15 protein-coding genes and 1 riboswitch are annotated in these 17705 nt (G+C 32.3%); of the genes, 11 read left to right on the plus strand and 4 right to left on the minus strand.

What is annotated here, in order from left to right; all coding sequences use genetic code 11:
- Window positions 1-722: 722 nt before the first annotated feature.
- A riboswitch (TPP riboswitch) is annotated at window positions 723-834 on the plus strand.
- 142 nt (window positions 835-976) lie between these two features.
- The 6 genes from thiW (at window position 977) to JJE11_RS03100 (ending at window position 6295) form a co-directional block, all read left to right on the plus strand.
- Entirely contained in the window at window positions 977-1465 is a 489-nt protein-coding gene (thiW, locus tag JJE11_RS03075; protein ID WP_291632785.1) for an energy coupling factor transporter S component ThiW, read from the plus strand.
- An 18-nt stretch (window positions 1466-1483) separates the two neighbouring features.
- Window positions 1484-2308 carry a bifunctional hydroxymethylpyrimidine kinase/phosphomethylpyrimidine kinase gene (gene thiD, locus JJE11_RS03080; RefSeq protein ID WP_291632786.1) on the plus strand — a complete coding sequence of 275 codons (825 nt, stop codon included), beginning with the start codon at window positions 1484-1486 and terminating at the stop codon, window positions 2306-2308.
- Window positions 2301-3515, plus strand: coding sequence for a putative hydroxymethylpyrimidine transporter CytX (gene cytX, locus JJE11_RS03085; protein WP_291632787.1), 1215 nt, complete (start codon window positions 2301-2303; stop codon window positions 3513-3515). The genes thiD and cytX overlap by 8 nt, the downstream gene beginning before the upstream one ends.
- Window positions 3494-4330, plus strand: a complete 837-nt coding sequence (gene thiM, locus JJE11_RS03090; protein ID WP_291632788.1) for a hydroxyethylthiazole kinase — start codon at window positions 3494-3496, stop codon at window positions 4328-4330. The genes cytX and thiM overlap by 22 nt, the downstream gene beginning before the upstream one ends.
- Window positions 4320-4946, plus strand: coding sequence for a thiamine phosphate synthase (thiE, locus tag JJE11_RS03095; protein ID WP_291632789.1), 627 nt, complete (start codon window positions 4320-4322; stop codon window positions 4944-4946). The genes thiM and thiE overlap by 11 nt, the downstream gene beginning before the upstream one ends.
- A gap of 110 nt (window positions 4947-5056) precedes the next feature.
- Window positions 5057-6295 carry a 6-phosphofructokinase gene (locus JJE11_RS03100; protein ID WP_291632790.1) on the plus strand — a complete coding sequence of 413 codons (1239 nt, stop codon included), beginning with the start codon at window positions 5057-5059 and terminating at the stop codon, window positions 6293-6295.
- 78 nt (window positions 6296-6373) lie between these two features.
- Here JJE11_RS03100 and JJE11_RS03105 read toward each other — a convergent pair whose 3' ends face one another.
- A complete protein-coding gene (locus JJE11_RS03105) occupies window positions 6374-7591 on the minus strand; it encodes a DHHA1 domain-containing protein (protein ID WP_291632791.1) in 1218 nt (405 codons plus the stop codon).
- A gap of 312 nt (window positions 7592-7903) precedes the next feature.
- On the opposite strand from JJE11_RS03105, the gene JJE11_RS03110 reads away from it, so the two are divergent.
- Genes JJE11_RS03110 through JJE11_RS03120 form a run of 3 tightly spaced genes read left to right on the plus strand, consistent with a single transcriptional unit; the run spans window position 7904 to window position 12378 of the window.
- The gene (locus tag JJE11_RS03110) at window positions 7904-9826 is read left to right on the plus strand and encodes a PrkA family serine protein kinase (protein ID WP_291632792.1); all 1923 of its coding nucleotides are present in this window, start codon (window positions 7904-7906) and stop codon (window positions 9824-9826) included.
- A gap of 4 nt (window positions 9827-9830) precedes the next feature.
- Window positions 9831-11003: a sporulation protein YhbH gene (gene yhbH, locus JJE11_RS03115; RefSeq protein ID WP_291632793.1), complete on the plus strand. Its 1173-nt coding sequence runs from the start codon at window positions 9831-9833 to the stop codon at window positions 11001-11003.
- A 7-nt stretch (window positions 11004-11010) separates the two neighbouring features.
- A complete protein-coding gene (locus tag JJE11_RS03120) occupies window positions 11011-12378 on the plus strand; it encodes a SpoVR family protein (protein ID WP_291632799.1) in 1368 nt (455 codons plus the stop codon).
- Window positions 12379-12429: 51 nt separating this feature from the next.
- Here the strand turns inward: JJE11_RS03120 and JJE11_RS03125 are convergent, their stop codons facing one another.
- The 3 genes from JJE11_RS03125 to JJE11_RS03135 all read right to left on the minus strand — a co-directional run bounded on the left by JJE11_RS03125 (window position 12430) and on the right by JJE11_RS03135 (window position 15437).
- A complete protein-coding gene (locus JJE11_RS03125) occupies window positions 12430-13329 on the minus strand; it encodes a glycine betaine ABC transporter substrate-binding protein (RefSeq protein WP_291632794.1) in 900 nt (299 codons plus the stop codon).
- Window positions 13330-13408: 79 nt separating this feature from the next.
- A complete protein-coding gene (locus tag JJE11_RS03130; RefSeq protein WP_291632795.1) occupies window positions 13409-14251 on the minus strand; it encodes a proline/glycine betaine ABC transporter permease in 843 nt (280 codons plus the stop codon).
- Window positions 14220-15437, minus strand: coding sequence for a glycine betaine/L-proline ABC transporter ATP-binding protein (locus JJE11_RS03135; protein ID WP_291632796.1), 1218 nt, complete (start codon window positions 15435-15437; stop codon window positions 14220-14222). The genes JJE11_RS03130 and JJE11_RS03135 overlap by 32 nt, the downstream gene beginning before the upstream one ends.
- Window positions 15438-15918: 481 nt before the next feature.
- Between JJE11_RS03135 and JJE11_RS03140 the strand changes: the two genes are divergently transcribed.
- On the plus strand, window positions 15919-16905 hold the full coding sequence (locus JJE11_RS03140; RefSeq protein WP_291632797.1) for a CPBP family intramembrane glutamic endopeptidase: 987 nt from the start codon (window positions 15919-15921) through the stop codon (window positions 16903-16905).
- Window positions 16906-16948: 43 nt separating this feature from the next.
- Window positions 16949-17524 (plus strand): rhomboid family intramembrane serine protease, encoded by a 576-nt coding sequence (locus tag JJE11_RS03145; RefSeq protein WP_291632798.1) that lies wholly within the window; start codon window positions 16949-16951, stop codon window positions 17522-17524.
- The last annotated feature ends 181 nt before the right edge of the window (window positions 17525-17705 follow it).

Here is a 17705-nt window from a genome sequence, read left to right on the forward strand (position 1 = left end):
AGTTAAAGATTTAACCATTGTTAGAATAATACAACAATTATTCATTATATTAATTAATAATAAGTGTTGACAAAGTTCTGCAAAGTAGGTATACTGAAATTACACAAAGAAGAAAGCTTTCCAATCAGAGTGTAAGGGAAAATCTTTAATAAGAAGGGGTGTGGCCCAAAGATTAATATTATAAAAAAACATTTTAATTTAAAAGAAAGTGTGGTGGTTACACCGAAAAAAGAAAAACTTATTATGTAGTTAAAATCATTAGTTGAAAACTGCTGAATCAGCGTAAACAAAAACTTAATTCATAGGTAGTTTAATAAAAATCGTCTTTTAGGCCTAATAAAGACACTTTAATAGATTGCCAAGTATTTAAAAATATTAAATAAGAAAGTTACCCGTACCGAATTAAACCTTAAGAGTTTAATATTAGAATCATTAGAAACGATACTAGTCATGAGCGGGAAATTGTAAGGAGAGAATAATTGAACGAAAATTTATTAAAAGATAGAAGCTAAACCCATCGGGATTAATAAATGGGAATTAGCTTCTATTTTTTTCGTGATTTAAAAGATATGGAATTAGGGTTGAGAATTTACAGTAAATTTTAAAAATAGCGTTGAACTAAAATAAGTAACTGAAATGTGTTTAAAAATATCAATTCATTATAATAATTTGTTTATATTAATTTGTTATGTTATTATTAAACATATGAAATAAAAAAGAATAACCTAACACAGGGGAGTTGGATAGGCCAACTGAGAACAAGAACTTTAATTCTTTGACCCTAATAACCTGAACTGGATAATGCCAGCGTAGGAAGTTGTTTATTGGTGTATTATATATAGATTTTATATAACATGATAATTTAAACACGAATCCTATGGATTTGTGTTTTTTTGCTGTGCACAAAATAAAACTTAAGCGATGGTATTTATAGTTTGTTCCTTTTTATTTACATAAAAGAAAGGAGATTCAATAAATGCATACTAAAAAAATAACTATTTCATCACTTCTAATAGCTATAGGGGTAATAACGGGAAGTATTATCTTTATACCAGTAGGAGTATCAAAATGTTTCCCAGTACAGCATACAATTAACGTTATTGCAGCAGTAATTTTAGGCCCAGGCTATGGAGTAGCTATTGCCTTTTGTATATCTTTACTTAGAAATATATTAGGGACAGGTTCTTTTTTGGCCTTTCCAGGAAGTATGATTGGAGCGCTTTTAGCTGCAATTTTATACCAGAAAACCAAAAGTAATTTATACGCAGTAGCAGGAGAAATATTTGGTACAGGGATTTTAGGTGGATTAGTAGCATTCCCAATAGCTAATCTTATGATGGGTAAAAAAGTTGGAGCATTGTTCTTTATAACCCCATTTTTAATAAGTACAATTGGAGGAAGTTTAATAGCGTACTTTATTCTTAGAGTAATAGATTTAAAAAAACTAACTAATTTAAATAGATAAAACGTAGGAGGAATTTTGATGAAAAAAGTATTAACAATAGCTGGTTCTGACAGTTGTGGAGGAGCAGGCATACAAGCAGACTTAAAAAGTTTTAGTGCAAATGGCGTATATGGAATGAGTGTTATTACTGCCATAACAGCACAGAATACCATGGGAGTTTTTGCGGTACAAGACCTGGAGGTGGAAATCATTAAAGCACAAATTGATGCTATTTTTACAGATATAGATGTTGATGCAGTTAAAATTGGTATGGTGTCGTCGATTTCTACTATTTATGCAATAAGTGAAAAATTAGAACAATATAAGCCTAAAAACATAGTACTCGATCCTGTAATGATTTCCAAAAGCGGTTATTCACTGTTAAAGCCAGAGTCAAAAGCGGCTTTGATTAAAAAACTAATTCCACTAGCATCACTTATTACACCTAATGTTCCAGAGGCTGAGGAAATTTTAGAAGAAGTAAGTTCAGTTATTAAGCATATAGAAACAATAGAGGATATGGAAAGTGCAGTAAAAGAATTGTATAGGCTCGGATGCAAAAATATACTTTTGAAAGGTGGACATATGCATGGAGACGCCGTAGATGTGTTTTATGATGGAAGCGAGATTATACATTTTACGTCTAACCGAATAAATACAAAAAATACTCATGGAACGGGATGTACGTTATCTTCTGCTATAGCTGCAAATTTGGCACTTGGGATCGACATGAAGGATGCAATAAAAAATTCGAAACAGTATATAACAACAGCTATAAAACATTCCTTAGATATTGGGCATGGGGTAGGACCTACCAATCATTTTTATGAATTATATAAAAAGGCAGGTATGACAAATGATTAATGATAGTGAAAAGCTAGGATTTTGGACCTTTGTATTTTTATGGTTTGGAGCATCAGTTTCTGCTGCTGAAATATTGACGGGAGGATTAATTGCGCCCTTAGGATTTAAAGTGGGGATAATAGTAATAATACTAGGACACTTAATTGGAACCGGAATATTGGTTCTGGGGGGTATCATAGGCACTAGGGAAAAAGTTCCATCAATGACTTCAACCAATATTTCTTTTGGAGTATACAGCACTTATTTATTTTCAATTTTAAATATACTTCAGCTAATTGGTTGGACGGCAATTATGATAAAAGTAGCAGCCAATTCTGTAAACTTGATATCACAAAGTCTATGGAATTTTGATAATGTTTTAGTATGTATATTGATTATTGGAATATTCACCATTTTGTGGCTTTATTTTGGGAATAAGGGCATGAAAAAATTAAATATTACAGCAGTATCTTTGCTTTTTATACTAACAGTGGTACTAGGAGTTATTATATTTAAAGATAAAACATTACTCACAAAAGCAAGTACTGGAGAAATATCATTTGGAGGAGCTTTAGAACTTAGTATAATTATGCCTCTTTCTTGGTTGCCTTTAATTGCAGACTATACTAGATTTGCGAGTAGCGAAAGGGAAGGAGCTTTTGGAAGTTTCATAGGCTATTTTTTAGGAAGTTCATGGATGTTTATTATAGGCCTTGGGGCGGTTATAGTTTCAAACAATTCGGACCCTTCAGCTATTATGCTTGCAGCAAATTTAGGGATTACAGCTCTAGGAATAGTAGTTTTATCTACAGTAACTACTACATTTTTAGATGTGTATTCAGCCGGAGTTTCTTTTTTAAACATTATGCCAAAGTTTGGTGAGAAAAAAGTTGGTATTATCATGGCTATTATTGGGACACTAGCAGCTGTAATATTTCCTATGGGAAATTATGAGGGATTTTTGTATGCTATAGGTTCAGTATTTGCACCATTATTCGCGATCTTAATCACTGATTATTTTATAATAAAGAAAAATACAAAAGTGCAAGCGAGTGTGCTCATAAATTGGGGAGCAATTCTTGTTTGGATTATTGGAATAGTACTTTATTATGTATTTATAAAAAAAGATTTACTACTCGGAGCTACAATGCCGGTTATGGTTATAACAGGATTTATATACGCAATAAGTTGGAGGATGATGTCTAAATGGAAATTAATAAAAAAGTAGTAGAATTATTAAGAAATTTGAAAGAGAAAAATCCATTGGTGCACCATATAACAAATTATGTTACAGTTAATGATTGTGCTAATATGACACTTGCTATTGGTGCTTCGCCGGTTATGGCAGATGATATTAATGAAGTACGCGAAATGGTCGCACTTTCATCATCACTTGTTATAAATATAGGGACTTTAAACAGTAGAAGTGTAGAATCTATGATAGAGGCAGGGAAAAGAGCAAATGAGCTAAATATTCCTGTTATTTTAGATCCTGTTGGAGCAGGGGCAACATCTTATAGAACAGAAACTGCTAAAAGGATTATAAGTGAAGTAAAATTAGCAGTTATTAGAGGTAACATATCAGAAATAAAAACACTTCATGGTATTGAAACTAAAACAAAAGGGGTAGATGCTTGCGTAAGTGTATATGAAAATGGGAATGATCTTACTAAGGAAAAAGAAATGGCAAGTGCTTTGGCTTATAAATTTAATACTGTGGTAGCTATAACCGGAGAAGTAGACATTATAACAGATGGAAAAACTCTTTACACCGTATCAAACGGACATAAAATAATGGCTAAGGTTACAGGCACAGGATGTATGTGTACTTCACTTATCGGTTGTTATTTAGGCATAGGAGATAACAATCTAATAGCTACGCTCGCAGGAATTGTTTCTATGGGTATTGCAGGAGAAATAGCACATGAAGGCTTAGAAGAGAATAAAGGCGGCACAGGAACACTAAAAGTAAAAATACTCGATGCTATTTATAATTTATCTGAAAGCATAATAATGAAAAGGAGCAAAATAAATGAAGAATAATGTGAATTACAGTCTCTATCTTGTTACCGATAGAGATGTATTAGTTGATAACGATATATATACTGGGGTGGAGGAAGCAATAAAAGGCGGAGTTACCTTAGTTCAGCTTAGAGAAAAAAGCATAGGTACTTTAGAATTTTACAACATTGCAGTTAAAATAAAAAACATTACAGATAAATATAAGGTTCCACTAATAATAAATGACAGAATTGATATTGCACGAGCTGTAGATGCTGCAGGCGTCCACCTGGGACAAAATGATATGCCAGCGGGTATTGCGAGAAGCATAATAGGGGATAATAAAATAATTGGCGTTTCCACTTCAACACTTGAAGAAGCCCAAAAGGCAGAAAGAGAAGGAGCAGATTATGTAGGAGTGGGAGCTATGTTCCCCACATCGACTAAAGAGGATGCATGTGCAGTGACCGTAAACTGTTTGAAGGAAATAAAAAAAAGTATTTCTATCCCTGTAGTTGCTATTGGTGGTATTAATGAAAAGAATGTAGGACTATTAAAACCAACGAATATTGATGGTATAGCAGTAGTTTCGGATATCCTAGGGAAAAAATGTGTAAAAATAGCAGCAGAAAAACTATGTGCTTTAATTAAACTGTAAAATCAAAATATTCAAAGCTTCATAATAGTTCTTGTAATCATTGGAGTATATTACAAAAATATGATAAGATGTAATGTAAAATAAGGATGAGATTATAAGGGGTGTAAAATATGATAATTGAAGGAAAAGTTTTAATTGCACAAGGGGGAGGACCAACTGCTGTTATTAACCAATCGTTAGTTGGTGCAGTGCTCGAAGCGAGAAAATTTTCACAGGTAACAAAAGTATATGGTGCTATAAATGGAGTAAATGGGATAGTTAATGAAAATTTCCATGATTTAAGTCGTGAGACAACTCATAATCTAGAACAGGTGGCTATGACACCATCATCTGCACTTTTATCTACAAGAGACAAGCCAGATGAAGAATATTGTAAGGAAATATTTAAGGTGCTTAAAGCTCATGAAATAAGATATTTCTTTTATATTGGAGGAAATGATTCATCTGATGCAGTTAGAATAGTAAATCAGCAAGCTAAAATTGCAAGTTACGAGCTTAGGGCGATTCATATACCCAAAACAATAGATAATGATCTCATGGTTAATGATCATACTCCTGGATATGGATCTGCAGCCAAATACATTACAAGTGCATTTATTGGCGTTAATCTTGATAATAGAGCATTACCAGGGATATATATAGGGGTAGTCATGGGGCGACATGCAGGATTCTTAACGGCAGCCGCGGCCCTAGCTAAAAAGTACGAAGATGATGGACCACATTTAATATATGTACCTGAAAAAGTATTTAAAATAGATCAATTTTTGATGGATGTTAAAGAGGTTTATGATAAATATGGAAGATGTGTAATAGCTGTTTCGGAAGGGATTCAAGATGAAAAAGGAGTGCCAATTATTGCAAGTCTTATGGATAGAGTAGAAACAGATGCCCATGGAAACATACAACTTTCAGGATCAGGAGCATTAGGAGATCTTTTGTGTAAGCACATTAGAAATAATTTGAATATCAGCAGAGTTAGATCTGACACATTTGGATACCCTCAAAGAAGTTTTATGGGCTGTGTTTCAGATGTGGATAGGAATGAAGCTCGCGAAGTAGGAGAAAAAGCTGCACAATTTGCACTTTGGGATAATGTTGATGGTTCAATTACTATTCATAGAACAGGTCATTATTCAGTAGATTATAGACTTACACCACTTGACGCAGTAGCAGGTAAGACAAGGGTAATGCCTGATAATTTTATTAATAATGCATGCAATAATGTAACTGACGCATTCTTAAATTATGCTAGGCCGTTACTAGGTTCGGATATGCATTATGCACATAGACTTAGGGCATCTAAAGTGCCGAAAATTCTATATAAACAGGGTAATTTATTTCCATTATAATAATAAAGCTAGCAATAGCAAGTAAATATTTGATTCTTTAAATATTTACTTGCTATTGCTATTAAATGAGTAAAATATTTATATTTTAGAACTAGGGCTTATAGCATCTTTAACCTTGCTATAAGCATAATCAAGTGAAGAATCTAAATTATTATTATTTTTTCCTCCACCTTGTGCAGAGAAGGCACTTCCACCACCTTTTCCATCAATTAGAGTTATAGCATCCTTTAGAAGAGAATCCATTTTAATTATATTTAAATCCTTTGAACACATGAATAAAAGATTAGCTTTATCATCAGATTTTACTCCAAATAAAACTATGACCTTTGTAGCGGATACTAATTTTGTTGCTAACATGTTAGCATATTTTAAATCAACGTTATCATAAATGCATTTAAGTACCCTAATGTCTTCTATTTTGGGGGATGTTTCTAACATGTTTTGAACTTCATACTGCGCAACCGTTGCCTTTAATACTCTTTTTTCAGTGAGCGCTTTATTAAGTTCACCTGAAAGCCGTTCTACTTCGGATAAAACGGTATCATTATTACAGCATAAAAGTTTAGACATTTTTTCTATAGCTTCATGTTTTAAGGCATAATCAGAAACTGCCCTTCCCCCACACAGAAACTCAATTCTTAGACCAGTCTTATATTTCTCTAATTTTGTAACCTTAATTAGTTGCACCTCAATAGTAGAACTCGGATGTATACCACAACAAGGATTTACATCAATATCACCAATTTTCACTATTCTAACTTTTTCACCAGCTTTTACTGGGATTTTTTTCGATAATATTTTTTTTAGTTCTGAGCTAGTTGGATATAGTACTTCTATGTTAATATTGTCTAAAACTATTTTGTTAGCTTTTTTTTCAGCAATAATAATTTCACTACTGCTAATAGCTTTATCAATATCAATGGTTGTAGAATTTGTCCCAAGATGAAAGCCTATGGTATTTGCATTAAATAAATCATGGATACAAGCAGAAAGTATATGCTGACCCAGGTGCTGTTGCATATAATCAAACCGCATGTCAAAATCTATGCTACATTTAACCCTGTGAATTTTTAAAGGTTTCACTTCAACTACATGATATATTTTCTCATCTTCTTCATATACATAGGTTACCGTAGCTCCATTTATAAACCCAGTATCACACGGTTGACCACCACCTTCAGGGTAAAAATAGGTTTCATTCAGTTCAACATGATACTTGTTTTCTTTTTCAATTACATTTATGATTTCAGCTGTAAATTCTGTTTGATATGGGTTTTCATAATATAACTTTTCCAAATTTAAGCATCTCCTTTTACTAACTATGCATGTATATAGTTCATGATGTATTTTTAATATATGTAAATTCAAGATTTTATAATTAACTCTACAAAAATATTTAAAAAAATACTTTTGTTTGTTTCAATCTATATTATACCATAAGAATATTATGGTTATTAAGGAATACTCTATAAAGTAGACAAATGAAAAAAAATCTACACATAGGGTGTTTTTAAAATTTAATAAGTTTTTTTTAATAATCATCATGTTAAGGGTTAGTCCTTGCATATATATTATAATATTAAAAATAATCTTAGTAGGAGGTATCAAATGGATTTTAAAAATATAATACAAAATGATAGAGAAAATAAAATAAAAAGTAAATTTGAAGGAAATTTTTTGGAGTATTTAGATATAATTAAAACTAATCCTGATAAGGCTAAACTTTCTCATAAGAGGATGTATGACACAATAATAAAAGGAGGATTTGAAATCCTAAAGCCTGAGGAAAACCCAAGAATAAGAAAAATATATGGTAATGATCTGATAAAAAGGTACACATTTTTTAAAGAAGATTTTTTTGGAATTGACAAAGTATTGATGAAGCTCGTTAGTTATTTTTACTCAGCATCTATGAAGGGCGAGGAATCTAGGCAGGTACTGTATTTAGCGGGTCCTGTAGGAGCTGGAAAGTCATCACTCGTGGAATCTTTGAAGAAAGCTTTTGAAAGTACAGAACCAGTTTATATTTTAAAAGGATGTCCTATGAATGAAGAACCATTGCATTTAATTCCAAAGCACATGCGTCGTGACTTTGAGGAAATGCTCGGAGTTGAAATCGAAGGGGATCTTTGCCCGGCATGTAAGTATAGGCTACTTAATGAATATAATGGAGAATATGAAAAATTTCCAGTTACAACTACTTCTTTTTCAATAAGATCAAGAAAAGGCATAGGTGTTGTTCCACCGGTAGATCCTAATAATCAAGATACTTCAATTTTAACAGGTTCCGTTGATATATCTAAAATGGATATGTATTCAGAGGATGATCCTAGAGTTTTTTCTCTTAATGGAGCATTTAATGTTGGCAATAGAGGGGTTGTAGAATTTATTGAAGTATTCAAAAATGATGTTGAGTATCTTCATACCATAATAACAGCAACTCAAGAAAAATCAATACCATCACCAGGAAAGGGCTCTATGATTTACTTTGATGGTATAATTATTGCCCATTCAAATGAAGCCGAATGGAATAGGTTTAAGTCGGATCATACTAATGAAGCTATTTTAGATAGAATTGTGAAGGTTGAGGTTCCTTATTGCCTTGAGCTAAATGAAGAAATTAAGATTTACGAAAAGATTCTTAAGAAGAGTAACTTTAAACCTCATATAGCACCACACACCATTGAAACTGCCGCAATGTTTGCATTGCTTTCAAGATTTAAACCTTCAAATAAGGTAGACCCTATAACAAAGCTTAAGATTTATAATGGCGAGGAAATAGTAGAAAAGGGAACTACTAAGAAAATGGATATTAGTGAATTAAGAGAAGAAGCAGGTCTTGACGAAGGAATGCATGGTATTTCCACAAGATTTATAGTAAAGGCAATTGATAATGCTATTTCAAATTCAGAATGTGATTGTATAAATCCACTTAGCATTATGGAAAGTATTATTAAATCCGTTAGGGAAATGGACATTGCTGAGGATGAAAAAAAGAAGTATATGGGTTATGTTCAGGATAGTATTAGAAAAGAATACAATAAAATCTTAGAGAAAGAAGTAACTAAAGCGTTTATACACAGCTACAAAGAACAGGCAGAAAGTTTATTTGATAACTATATTGATAATGCGGAAGCTTTTGTTAATAAGGCAAAATTAAAGGATAAAGCTACAGGCGAGGAGCTTATGGCAGATGAGAACTTTATGAGATCAATAGAAGAGCAGATTGGGATATCTGAGAGCTCTTCGAAGGGATTTAGAAGTGATGTAACTTCTTATATGTTTTATGTGGTTAGAAATGGTGGAAAAATCAAATATGAGTCTTATGAGCCTTTAAAAGAAGCAATTGAAAAGAAACTTACAAGCTCAGTAAAAGAATTATCAAGAATTATAACTAGATCTAGAGTTCGCGATAAGGACCAAGATGAAAAATATAACGTAATGGTTGAACAAATGAAGGGAAATGGCTATTGTGATTATTGTTGTGACGTAATACTGAAATACGCTGCTAATAATTTATGGAAGGATTAACCCTATGGCAATATTTAGGGATTATAACGTTACTCCCATAGAGCATGATCGGGCTGCAGAGGACAGACGACGTCATCGTCAGCTTGTTGAGAAATCCATAAAAGAGAATCTGGGAGATATATTGTCAGAAGAAAGTATTATAGGGCAAAGTAAGGATAAAAAAATTAAGATACCAATAAGAGGCCTTAAGGAATATGAATTTATTTTCGGTAAAAACAAGGGCGGAGTAGGTAGCGGTGATGGGTCTGAAAAAAGAGGTCAAGTCATAGGGAAGGAAAAGGCTGAAGGTGAAGGCAAGGGTAAAGGCACAGCAGGTGATGATGAAGGGGAAGATATCTATGAAACTGAGATAACCTTAGAAGATGCTTTAAATTACCTGTTAGAGGATTTAGCACTTCCTGAAATGGATAAAAAAAAGTTTAAAGAGATTTTAACGGAAAATGGTATTAAAAGAGCAGGATATCAAAAACATGGTATTAATCCACGCCTTGCTAAAAAAAGAACAGTGGGCGAGAAAATTAAAAGGCAACAGGCGAAAAGTAAAGCTTTAATGGAAGAAAATGCAGGCGAAGAAATTGAAAGATTGCCTTTTAAAAATGAGGATTTAAGATATCACAGAATAAAACAAGATTTTAAGAGAGAGTCAAATGCAGTTATCCTATGTGTAATGGATGTATCTGGGTCAATGGATAACACAAAGAAGTATTTAGCTCGTTCCTTCTTCTTTGTATTATCTCAATTTATTCAATCCAAATATTCTAATGTGGAGGTTAGTTTTATTGCACATACAACTGTTGCTCAGGAGGTAAACGAAGTTGATTTTTTTCATAAAGTTGAATCAGGGGGTACTTATATTTCTAGTGGATTAAATAAGGCATTAGAAATAATTGAAAAAAGATATAATCCTGAAAATTGGAATGTGTATGTTTTTTACGTTAGTGATGGAGATAATTGGCAAGAAGACAATGAAAAAGCTATAAAGGCCGCAAAAAATATTTGTGAGGTAAGTAATTTATTTGGGTACGCTGAGCTTATGAATAGCTACTACTCTGCTTCTATGAAAAACATTTTTTCTAAGGGAGTAACTAATAAAAATTTTCTTTCAGTGGAAATAAAGAAGAAAGAGGATTTGTGGAAAGGCCTTAAATACATGCTGAAAAAAGATGGAGAGAGGTGACATGGGTTTGGAGTATACCTTAAAGGATTTAGAAAATTGGAATGAAAAAATTGAGGATATAGTGAAAAAAAAAGGACTTAATTTCTATCCTCAAGAATTTGAAATAATAGGATATAAGGATATGCTAGGCTATGAATCTTATATTGGAATGCCTTCAATGTACCCACATTGGAGCTTTGGAAAATCATACGAAAAAAATAGCACTGTATATAAATATAATTTATCAGGACTACCTTATGAGATGGTTATAAATTCAGATCCGTGTATTGCATATTTAATGAAGGATAACACACTGTTATTACAAATTTTAACTATAGCTCATGTTTATGGACATAATGATTTTTTTAAAAACAATAGATTGTTTAAGGATGGAACTAGAGCTGCGTCTACTGTAGAGATGTTTAAATTTCATGCAGATATGGTAAGAAGTTATATAAATGATCCAAGTATAGGATACGAAAAGGTAGAAAGATTATTAGATGCAGCGCATGCCATAAAGTTTCAAACATCTAGGGTTATCGGGGAAAAAAGAATACCAGAGGAAGTTTTAAAGCAAAGACTTTTAGATGATTATAAAAACAATAATGAGGTTCATGATAGTTTGGATGCATATGTGAAGCTGGAATTTCCAGAAATAAACAAAATACCTATAGAACCTGAGGAGGATATTATATATTTTATTATAAAACATGGTGATATAGAGGAGTGGGAGAAGAGCTTACTTGAAATTGTAAGGAAGGAAACTGCATACTTTATGCCTCAAATTGAAACAAAAATAATGAATGAAGGCTGGGCTAGCTTTTGGCATTATAATATATTAAAGGAACTGGATTTACCAACTTCACTCCATTTAGAATTCATTAAGCGTCATAATGATGTAATAGCGCCTGGGTATGGATCCATAAACCCATATTTCGTAGGATTTAAGATATTTGAAGATATTTTAAAAAAATATGGGAAGGATAAAATATTTGAAGTTAGGGAAATTGAACGAGATGAATCTTTTTTAAGAAAGTATTTAACAGAAGAACTATGTGAAGACCTTAATTTATTTGAGTATGCGGCTCAAGATGGGAATTATGTAGTGAAAGAAGTAGCCGATGACAATGGATTTAAAAGTATTAGAAATACCTTAGCTAGTTCTTGTGGGGTGGGGTCTATCCCACTTATTAGAGTAGCAGAAATGTCCCAAAAGGATAAAACTCTAATCTTAGAGCATGTCTTTGATGGAAGAGAATTAAACATTGCTTACGCGGAAGCTACATTAAAGTATATATATAATTTATGGGGTCATAAAGTAATTTTAAATACAACACAAACTGGAAACAAAATTAAGATTGAATGTGCTGATGATAAGATTGTTGTGAAAATGTAATAGAACCCTCTGCAAAGCATGAGCTTTACAGAGGGTTCTATTATTTACATACTATTTAACTAAATCTTCTATAGAATTAATATCCATATACTTAGGAACAACTAAACCTATTTTAGCTCCTTCTAGGTTTGGTCCTAGATCTTCAACTTTACCTTTGTAGTCGGACATGTATTTCGCATGTGTTGCTGGTAACCACGCTGCAACAATAGCATCTGCATCACCACTAGCTACTGCAGCCCACATTGGTCCTGCGTCTACTTGCGTAAGTTTAACTTTGTATCCCATATCTTCCAACACTAATCCAATTACATTAGTAGATGCAATTTCTGTATCCCAAGCAACGTAAGCAATATTAATTGGTTTGCCATCTACTTTTGTTGCACCTTCAGTCCATTTACTTACTGTGTCTTTATTGTCAGTAATCCATTGACTTGCAATTTCCTTTGCGTCTCCTCCAGCGTTTATTTTAAGCATAACAGCTTCTGAGTATGCAGGGGTCCAAGCAAATTGGTCTAATATTTTATAAGCATCAGGCATATCTTCTTTTAGGCCTTTGCGTACAACTGTGTTTATATGTTCAGCCTCTCCAAAAGAACCTTTAGGGTCTTCTAAGTACTTTAAGTCATATTTACTAAACATCCAGTGGGGTGACCAACCAGTAATTATAATTGGCTCCTCGGCTTTATACGCATCTGCAAGTGCTTGTGTCATAGCAGCACCTGAACTAGTTTGTACAGCATAATCTAATTTGTAGTCTTTAACAGCTTGCTCGGCAGCTTGAACTACGCCTGAACCAGCATCTATACCTGTAATTTTATAATCCATTTGCTCACCAATAGTTTTATCAGCACTCTTAGGTTCTTCAGCAGTTTTATTAGTACAGCCAACAAAAGTTAGTGCTACTATGCCAAATGCTACGGCACCAAGTTTTTTCCAATTGTTTTTTATCATAAATTTATTCCCCCTTATATTTCACATATTACTTTTCGAAAAATTTTAGAAAAGTAATATGAATTTAACTATTTAAATTTTAAACATCACTTATTTTATTTAGTGCTTGAGTAATACGATCCAATATCATAGCCAATATAACAATAGCTAGCCCAGAAGCAAACCCTTGTCCGGCCTCATTCCTGGTAACAGCTCTAAAAACTTCAACACCTAATCCGTCAGCACCGATCATAGAAGCTATAACAACCATAGATAGTGATAACATTATTGTTTGGTTAACACCTGCCATAATTGTATTTTTTGCTAGTGGAAGTTGAACTTTCAATAGTTTTTGCGTTGGAGTTGATCCGAATGCATTTGCTGCTTCAATTAGTTCCGGCGAAACTTGGCGAATACCAAGATTGGTTAGCCGTACAACTGGAGGCATTGCAAATATAACGGATGCAATAATCCCAGGTACCATTCCTATACCAAAGAAAGAAACAGCAGGTATTAAATAGACAAAGGCAGGCATAGTCTGCATAAAATCTAATACTGGAGTTATTATATTTTGAACTGTTGTATTTTTTGACATCCAAATTCCAAGAGGGATACCGATTAAAATTGATATAAAGCTAGCTGTTAAAATCAATGCTAGAGTAAGCATAGTTTGTTCCCAAAATCCAAGATTTTGTATTAACAGTAACCCTAATAAAGTAAATAAAGATAATCCCCATTTTTTCTTGGTTATAAATATAGTTAATACTACTATAATTAAAACAAAAACTAATGGTGGTATAGCTATCAATACATCACTTAAACCAGATATAATCCCATCAAGCGAATCTTTAATTGGTTCAAAGAACCACTGAGCATTTTCTCTAAGCCATGCAGTAACAAAGTCAGCCCATTTAACTATTGGTAGTTGTGGTATTTGTGTCATCCATATTCACCTCATTTCCTGCAAGAGCCGCTAGTACTGCGCCTCGAACTATAATTCCTTTTAATATTTTGTTTTCAACAACTGCTACGGGCACAGGAGAATTGTGTATTACTTCAAATAAATCATTTAATGATAAATCTGGAGCAACCACAGGGACATCTGTAATCATAACAGCATAAATATCTTTATTCCCATTTTTTACGGCTTCCGATGCGGCATCGGCAGTTACAACTCCAAGGAACTCTTTATTTTTATTAATAACATAAATGCTTGAAATTCCAGCCTGTCTCATACGTTGAAGCGCAACTCGTGGACCATCTTTTTCTATATCTATAGTCTCAGGACGTTTCATAACATGTTGTGCAGAAAACACCTTAGATCTATCTACATCTTGAACAAACTTCTTAACATAATCATCAGCTGGGTTTGTCATAATTTCTTCTGGAGTACCAACCTGCACAATTAATCCATCTTTCATAATTGCAATTTTATCTCCAATTTTAAGTGCTTCATCTAAGTCATGTGTAATAAATATAATCGTTTTATGCATAGATGCTTGTAAATCTATAAGTTGATCTTGCATCTCTTTACGAATTAGCGGATCTAGGGCAGAAAACGCTTCATCCATTAATAAAATATCTGGATCATTAGCTAGCGCCCTTGCAAGGCCTACCCTTTGCTTCATTCCGCCAGATAATTGACCAGGATATTGATCCTCATAGCCTGTTAAACCTACCAATTGTAATGATTCAATAGCCTTTTCTCGAATTTCCTTTTTATTCATTCCTTGTATTTCTAATCCGAATCCGGCATTCTCCCAAACAGTGCGATGTGGAAATAATCCAAATCCTTGGAAAACCATGCTTAGTTTCTTTCTTCTGGTCTCTCTTAATGTACGCTTATCCATTTTTGCTAAATCTTCACCATCTACGAGTACACTACCTGCATTTGGCTCAATTAGTCGATTAATTAATCTTACAAGAGTAGATTTTCCACTTCCAGATAATCCCATGATAACAAAAATTTCTCCGGAGTGTACTTCAAATGATACTCTATTTACACCTACAGTCATTCCTGTTTCTTTTAAAATATCTGGTTTTGTTTTTCCTTCTTGTAAAAGATTTATACCTTGTTTAGCGTTTTTACCAAAAATCTTGGTCAAACCTTTAACTTCAATTTTTAACATTTATCCACCTCTTTTAGTATTTAATCTATGTATTATTTGTAAACATATCCATGTAAGTTTATAGCATATGCTTATATTATAACAAACTTAACTAGGAAATTCAAGTTTATGATAGGTATCGACCTTTAAGCATTTAAGCATTTCGTCCATTTACTCTAGATAACTTTATTTAACTGGATATTTAGGATGTTTATTATAGTACTCTTATTATTGTTATTAAGCCCTATGAATAATTCACATAGTAAAACTTAATTTATCATATTTTATAATACCCACTTTTAATGAAACATATTATAAAAAAGAATATGCATTTTTTAATTTAACTATTACATTGGATAGGAATCACATTAGAATATAAGCATGAAACATTTGATTATTGTAGGCGCTTAGCTTATGATATATATCTGAGTAGTAGAATTTACTGATGTAAAAAAGAAGGTGCTACTAAGAAAATTAATTCTATATATTAAGGAGAAGATTTATGAAAGATAAAAAAATACTATTAGCAAATAGTTTATTATTATTAGCATTGTTGATATTTGTTTCAATACCTCATATAGCAAATATAGTATTTAGATTAAATGGTTCTATAACCGAAAATGTTTCACTACTTCTTTCTGGAGGGACTAGTGTTATAGCACTTGGAGGAATTGCTTTATTGTATTGTAGGATTACTAAAAGAAAATTTAGTAAAGTAATGGTAATAAAGAAAATTACTACAAAACAAGTTCTTTTAACAATGTTCGTAGCATTTGGTACTTTTATTTTTGCAGCGGGTATTAATTCTATAAGTATGAAGTTGTTCCCCATTGTGATAAAGGATGGCATGGAAATATCTAAATTAGTAAGCAACAGCTCAACATTATTAGGAATAATTGTAATAATTTTGATTCCAGCGTTTTTTGAGGAAGTGTTTTTTAGAGGTGTTTTCTTAGATGCTTATGAAGGGAAAAGTAAAAAAATAAAATATTTTATAATAATTACAATATTTGCAACCTTTCATGGTAATATAATGCAAATTATCTATGTGTTATTTTTGGGATTTATTTTATTAGAGATAAGGGAATATACGGGATCACTCCTAGGGAGTATGCTATTTCACGCAACAAATAATGCAATATCATTTACTTTAAGTAAAGTAGCAAATCATTATATGAAGATTATGAATAATGGGATAGAACCAGAACAAGCAGCTGCTACAGCGGAAGCAATGAATGTTAGCTTATATGTAGTGATGCTTAGAGCATCAATATTTTTATTGATTGGTGGTGCTATATTATTTATAAACCTAAGAAAACTGAAAGAATATAAAGAGGAAAAGGATGGATTAGAAATCAAAGAAGAAGTGGAGTACATCCAAGGAGAATACGTTCAAGAAGAAAAATATATAGTGGAAGATAAAACAAAATATATTCCACTAGTTATATATTTTGTTTCCATTACTATATTAATTATTTTAAGTTATTAATTTATTAATTTATAAAAGTAATGTGATTTTAGGGAGGGAAAAAATGTTTAAAAAATTAAAAAAAATACAGTATAATTCACCAGTAATATTAACTTTTACTTTTTTAGCCCTTGTTAGTTATTTATTATGTTATTTAACAAATGGTATATTGACTCGCTTACTTTTTTCAAATTATAGAACTTCCCTTTTGGATCCAATGCAATATGTGAGGCTCTTTTCTTATATATTAGGTCATGCTAATTGGGCTCACTTTTCAGGCAATTTTATAATAATTTTAATAATTGGACCTATGCTAGAAGAAAAGTATGGTTCGAAAGTTTTAATACAGTTAATATTGGTAACTGCTTTTGTTACAGGTCTAATAAATACAATTTTCTCGAGTGCTGCACTGCTGGGTGCCAGTGGAATTGTGTATATGTTTATTATTTTGGGGTCTTTTACTAATGCTGAGAAGGGGAGAGTTCCACTTACTTTAATAATTGTCTTTTTTGTATTTATTGGTAGAGAAATCTTTGCAGGTGCTTTTGCTCAAGATAATATTTCACAACTTGCACATATTATTGGTGGACTTTGTGGAGCGTTATTTGCTTTTAAAATTAAATATAGAGAGAATATATAGGGAAACTAAGAGTAACAAGAAATAGAAGTCACAAATAGATGCTACCAATAGATAATTCATTATCTATTGGTAGCATCTATTTTCAAAAAATAAGTATTTGTTATATAATTATTAATGAAATTACATAGGTGGTATGCTTGCTGGTGGAGCAAAACTTATGGTATTTGGGATTTTAACTCTG

This window comes from Clostridium sp. (assembly GCF_016650095.1).
GTDB lineage: Bacteria > Bacillota > Clostridia > Clostridiales > Clostridiaceae > Clostridium_AD.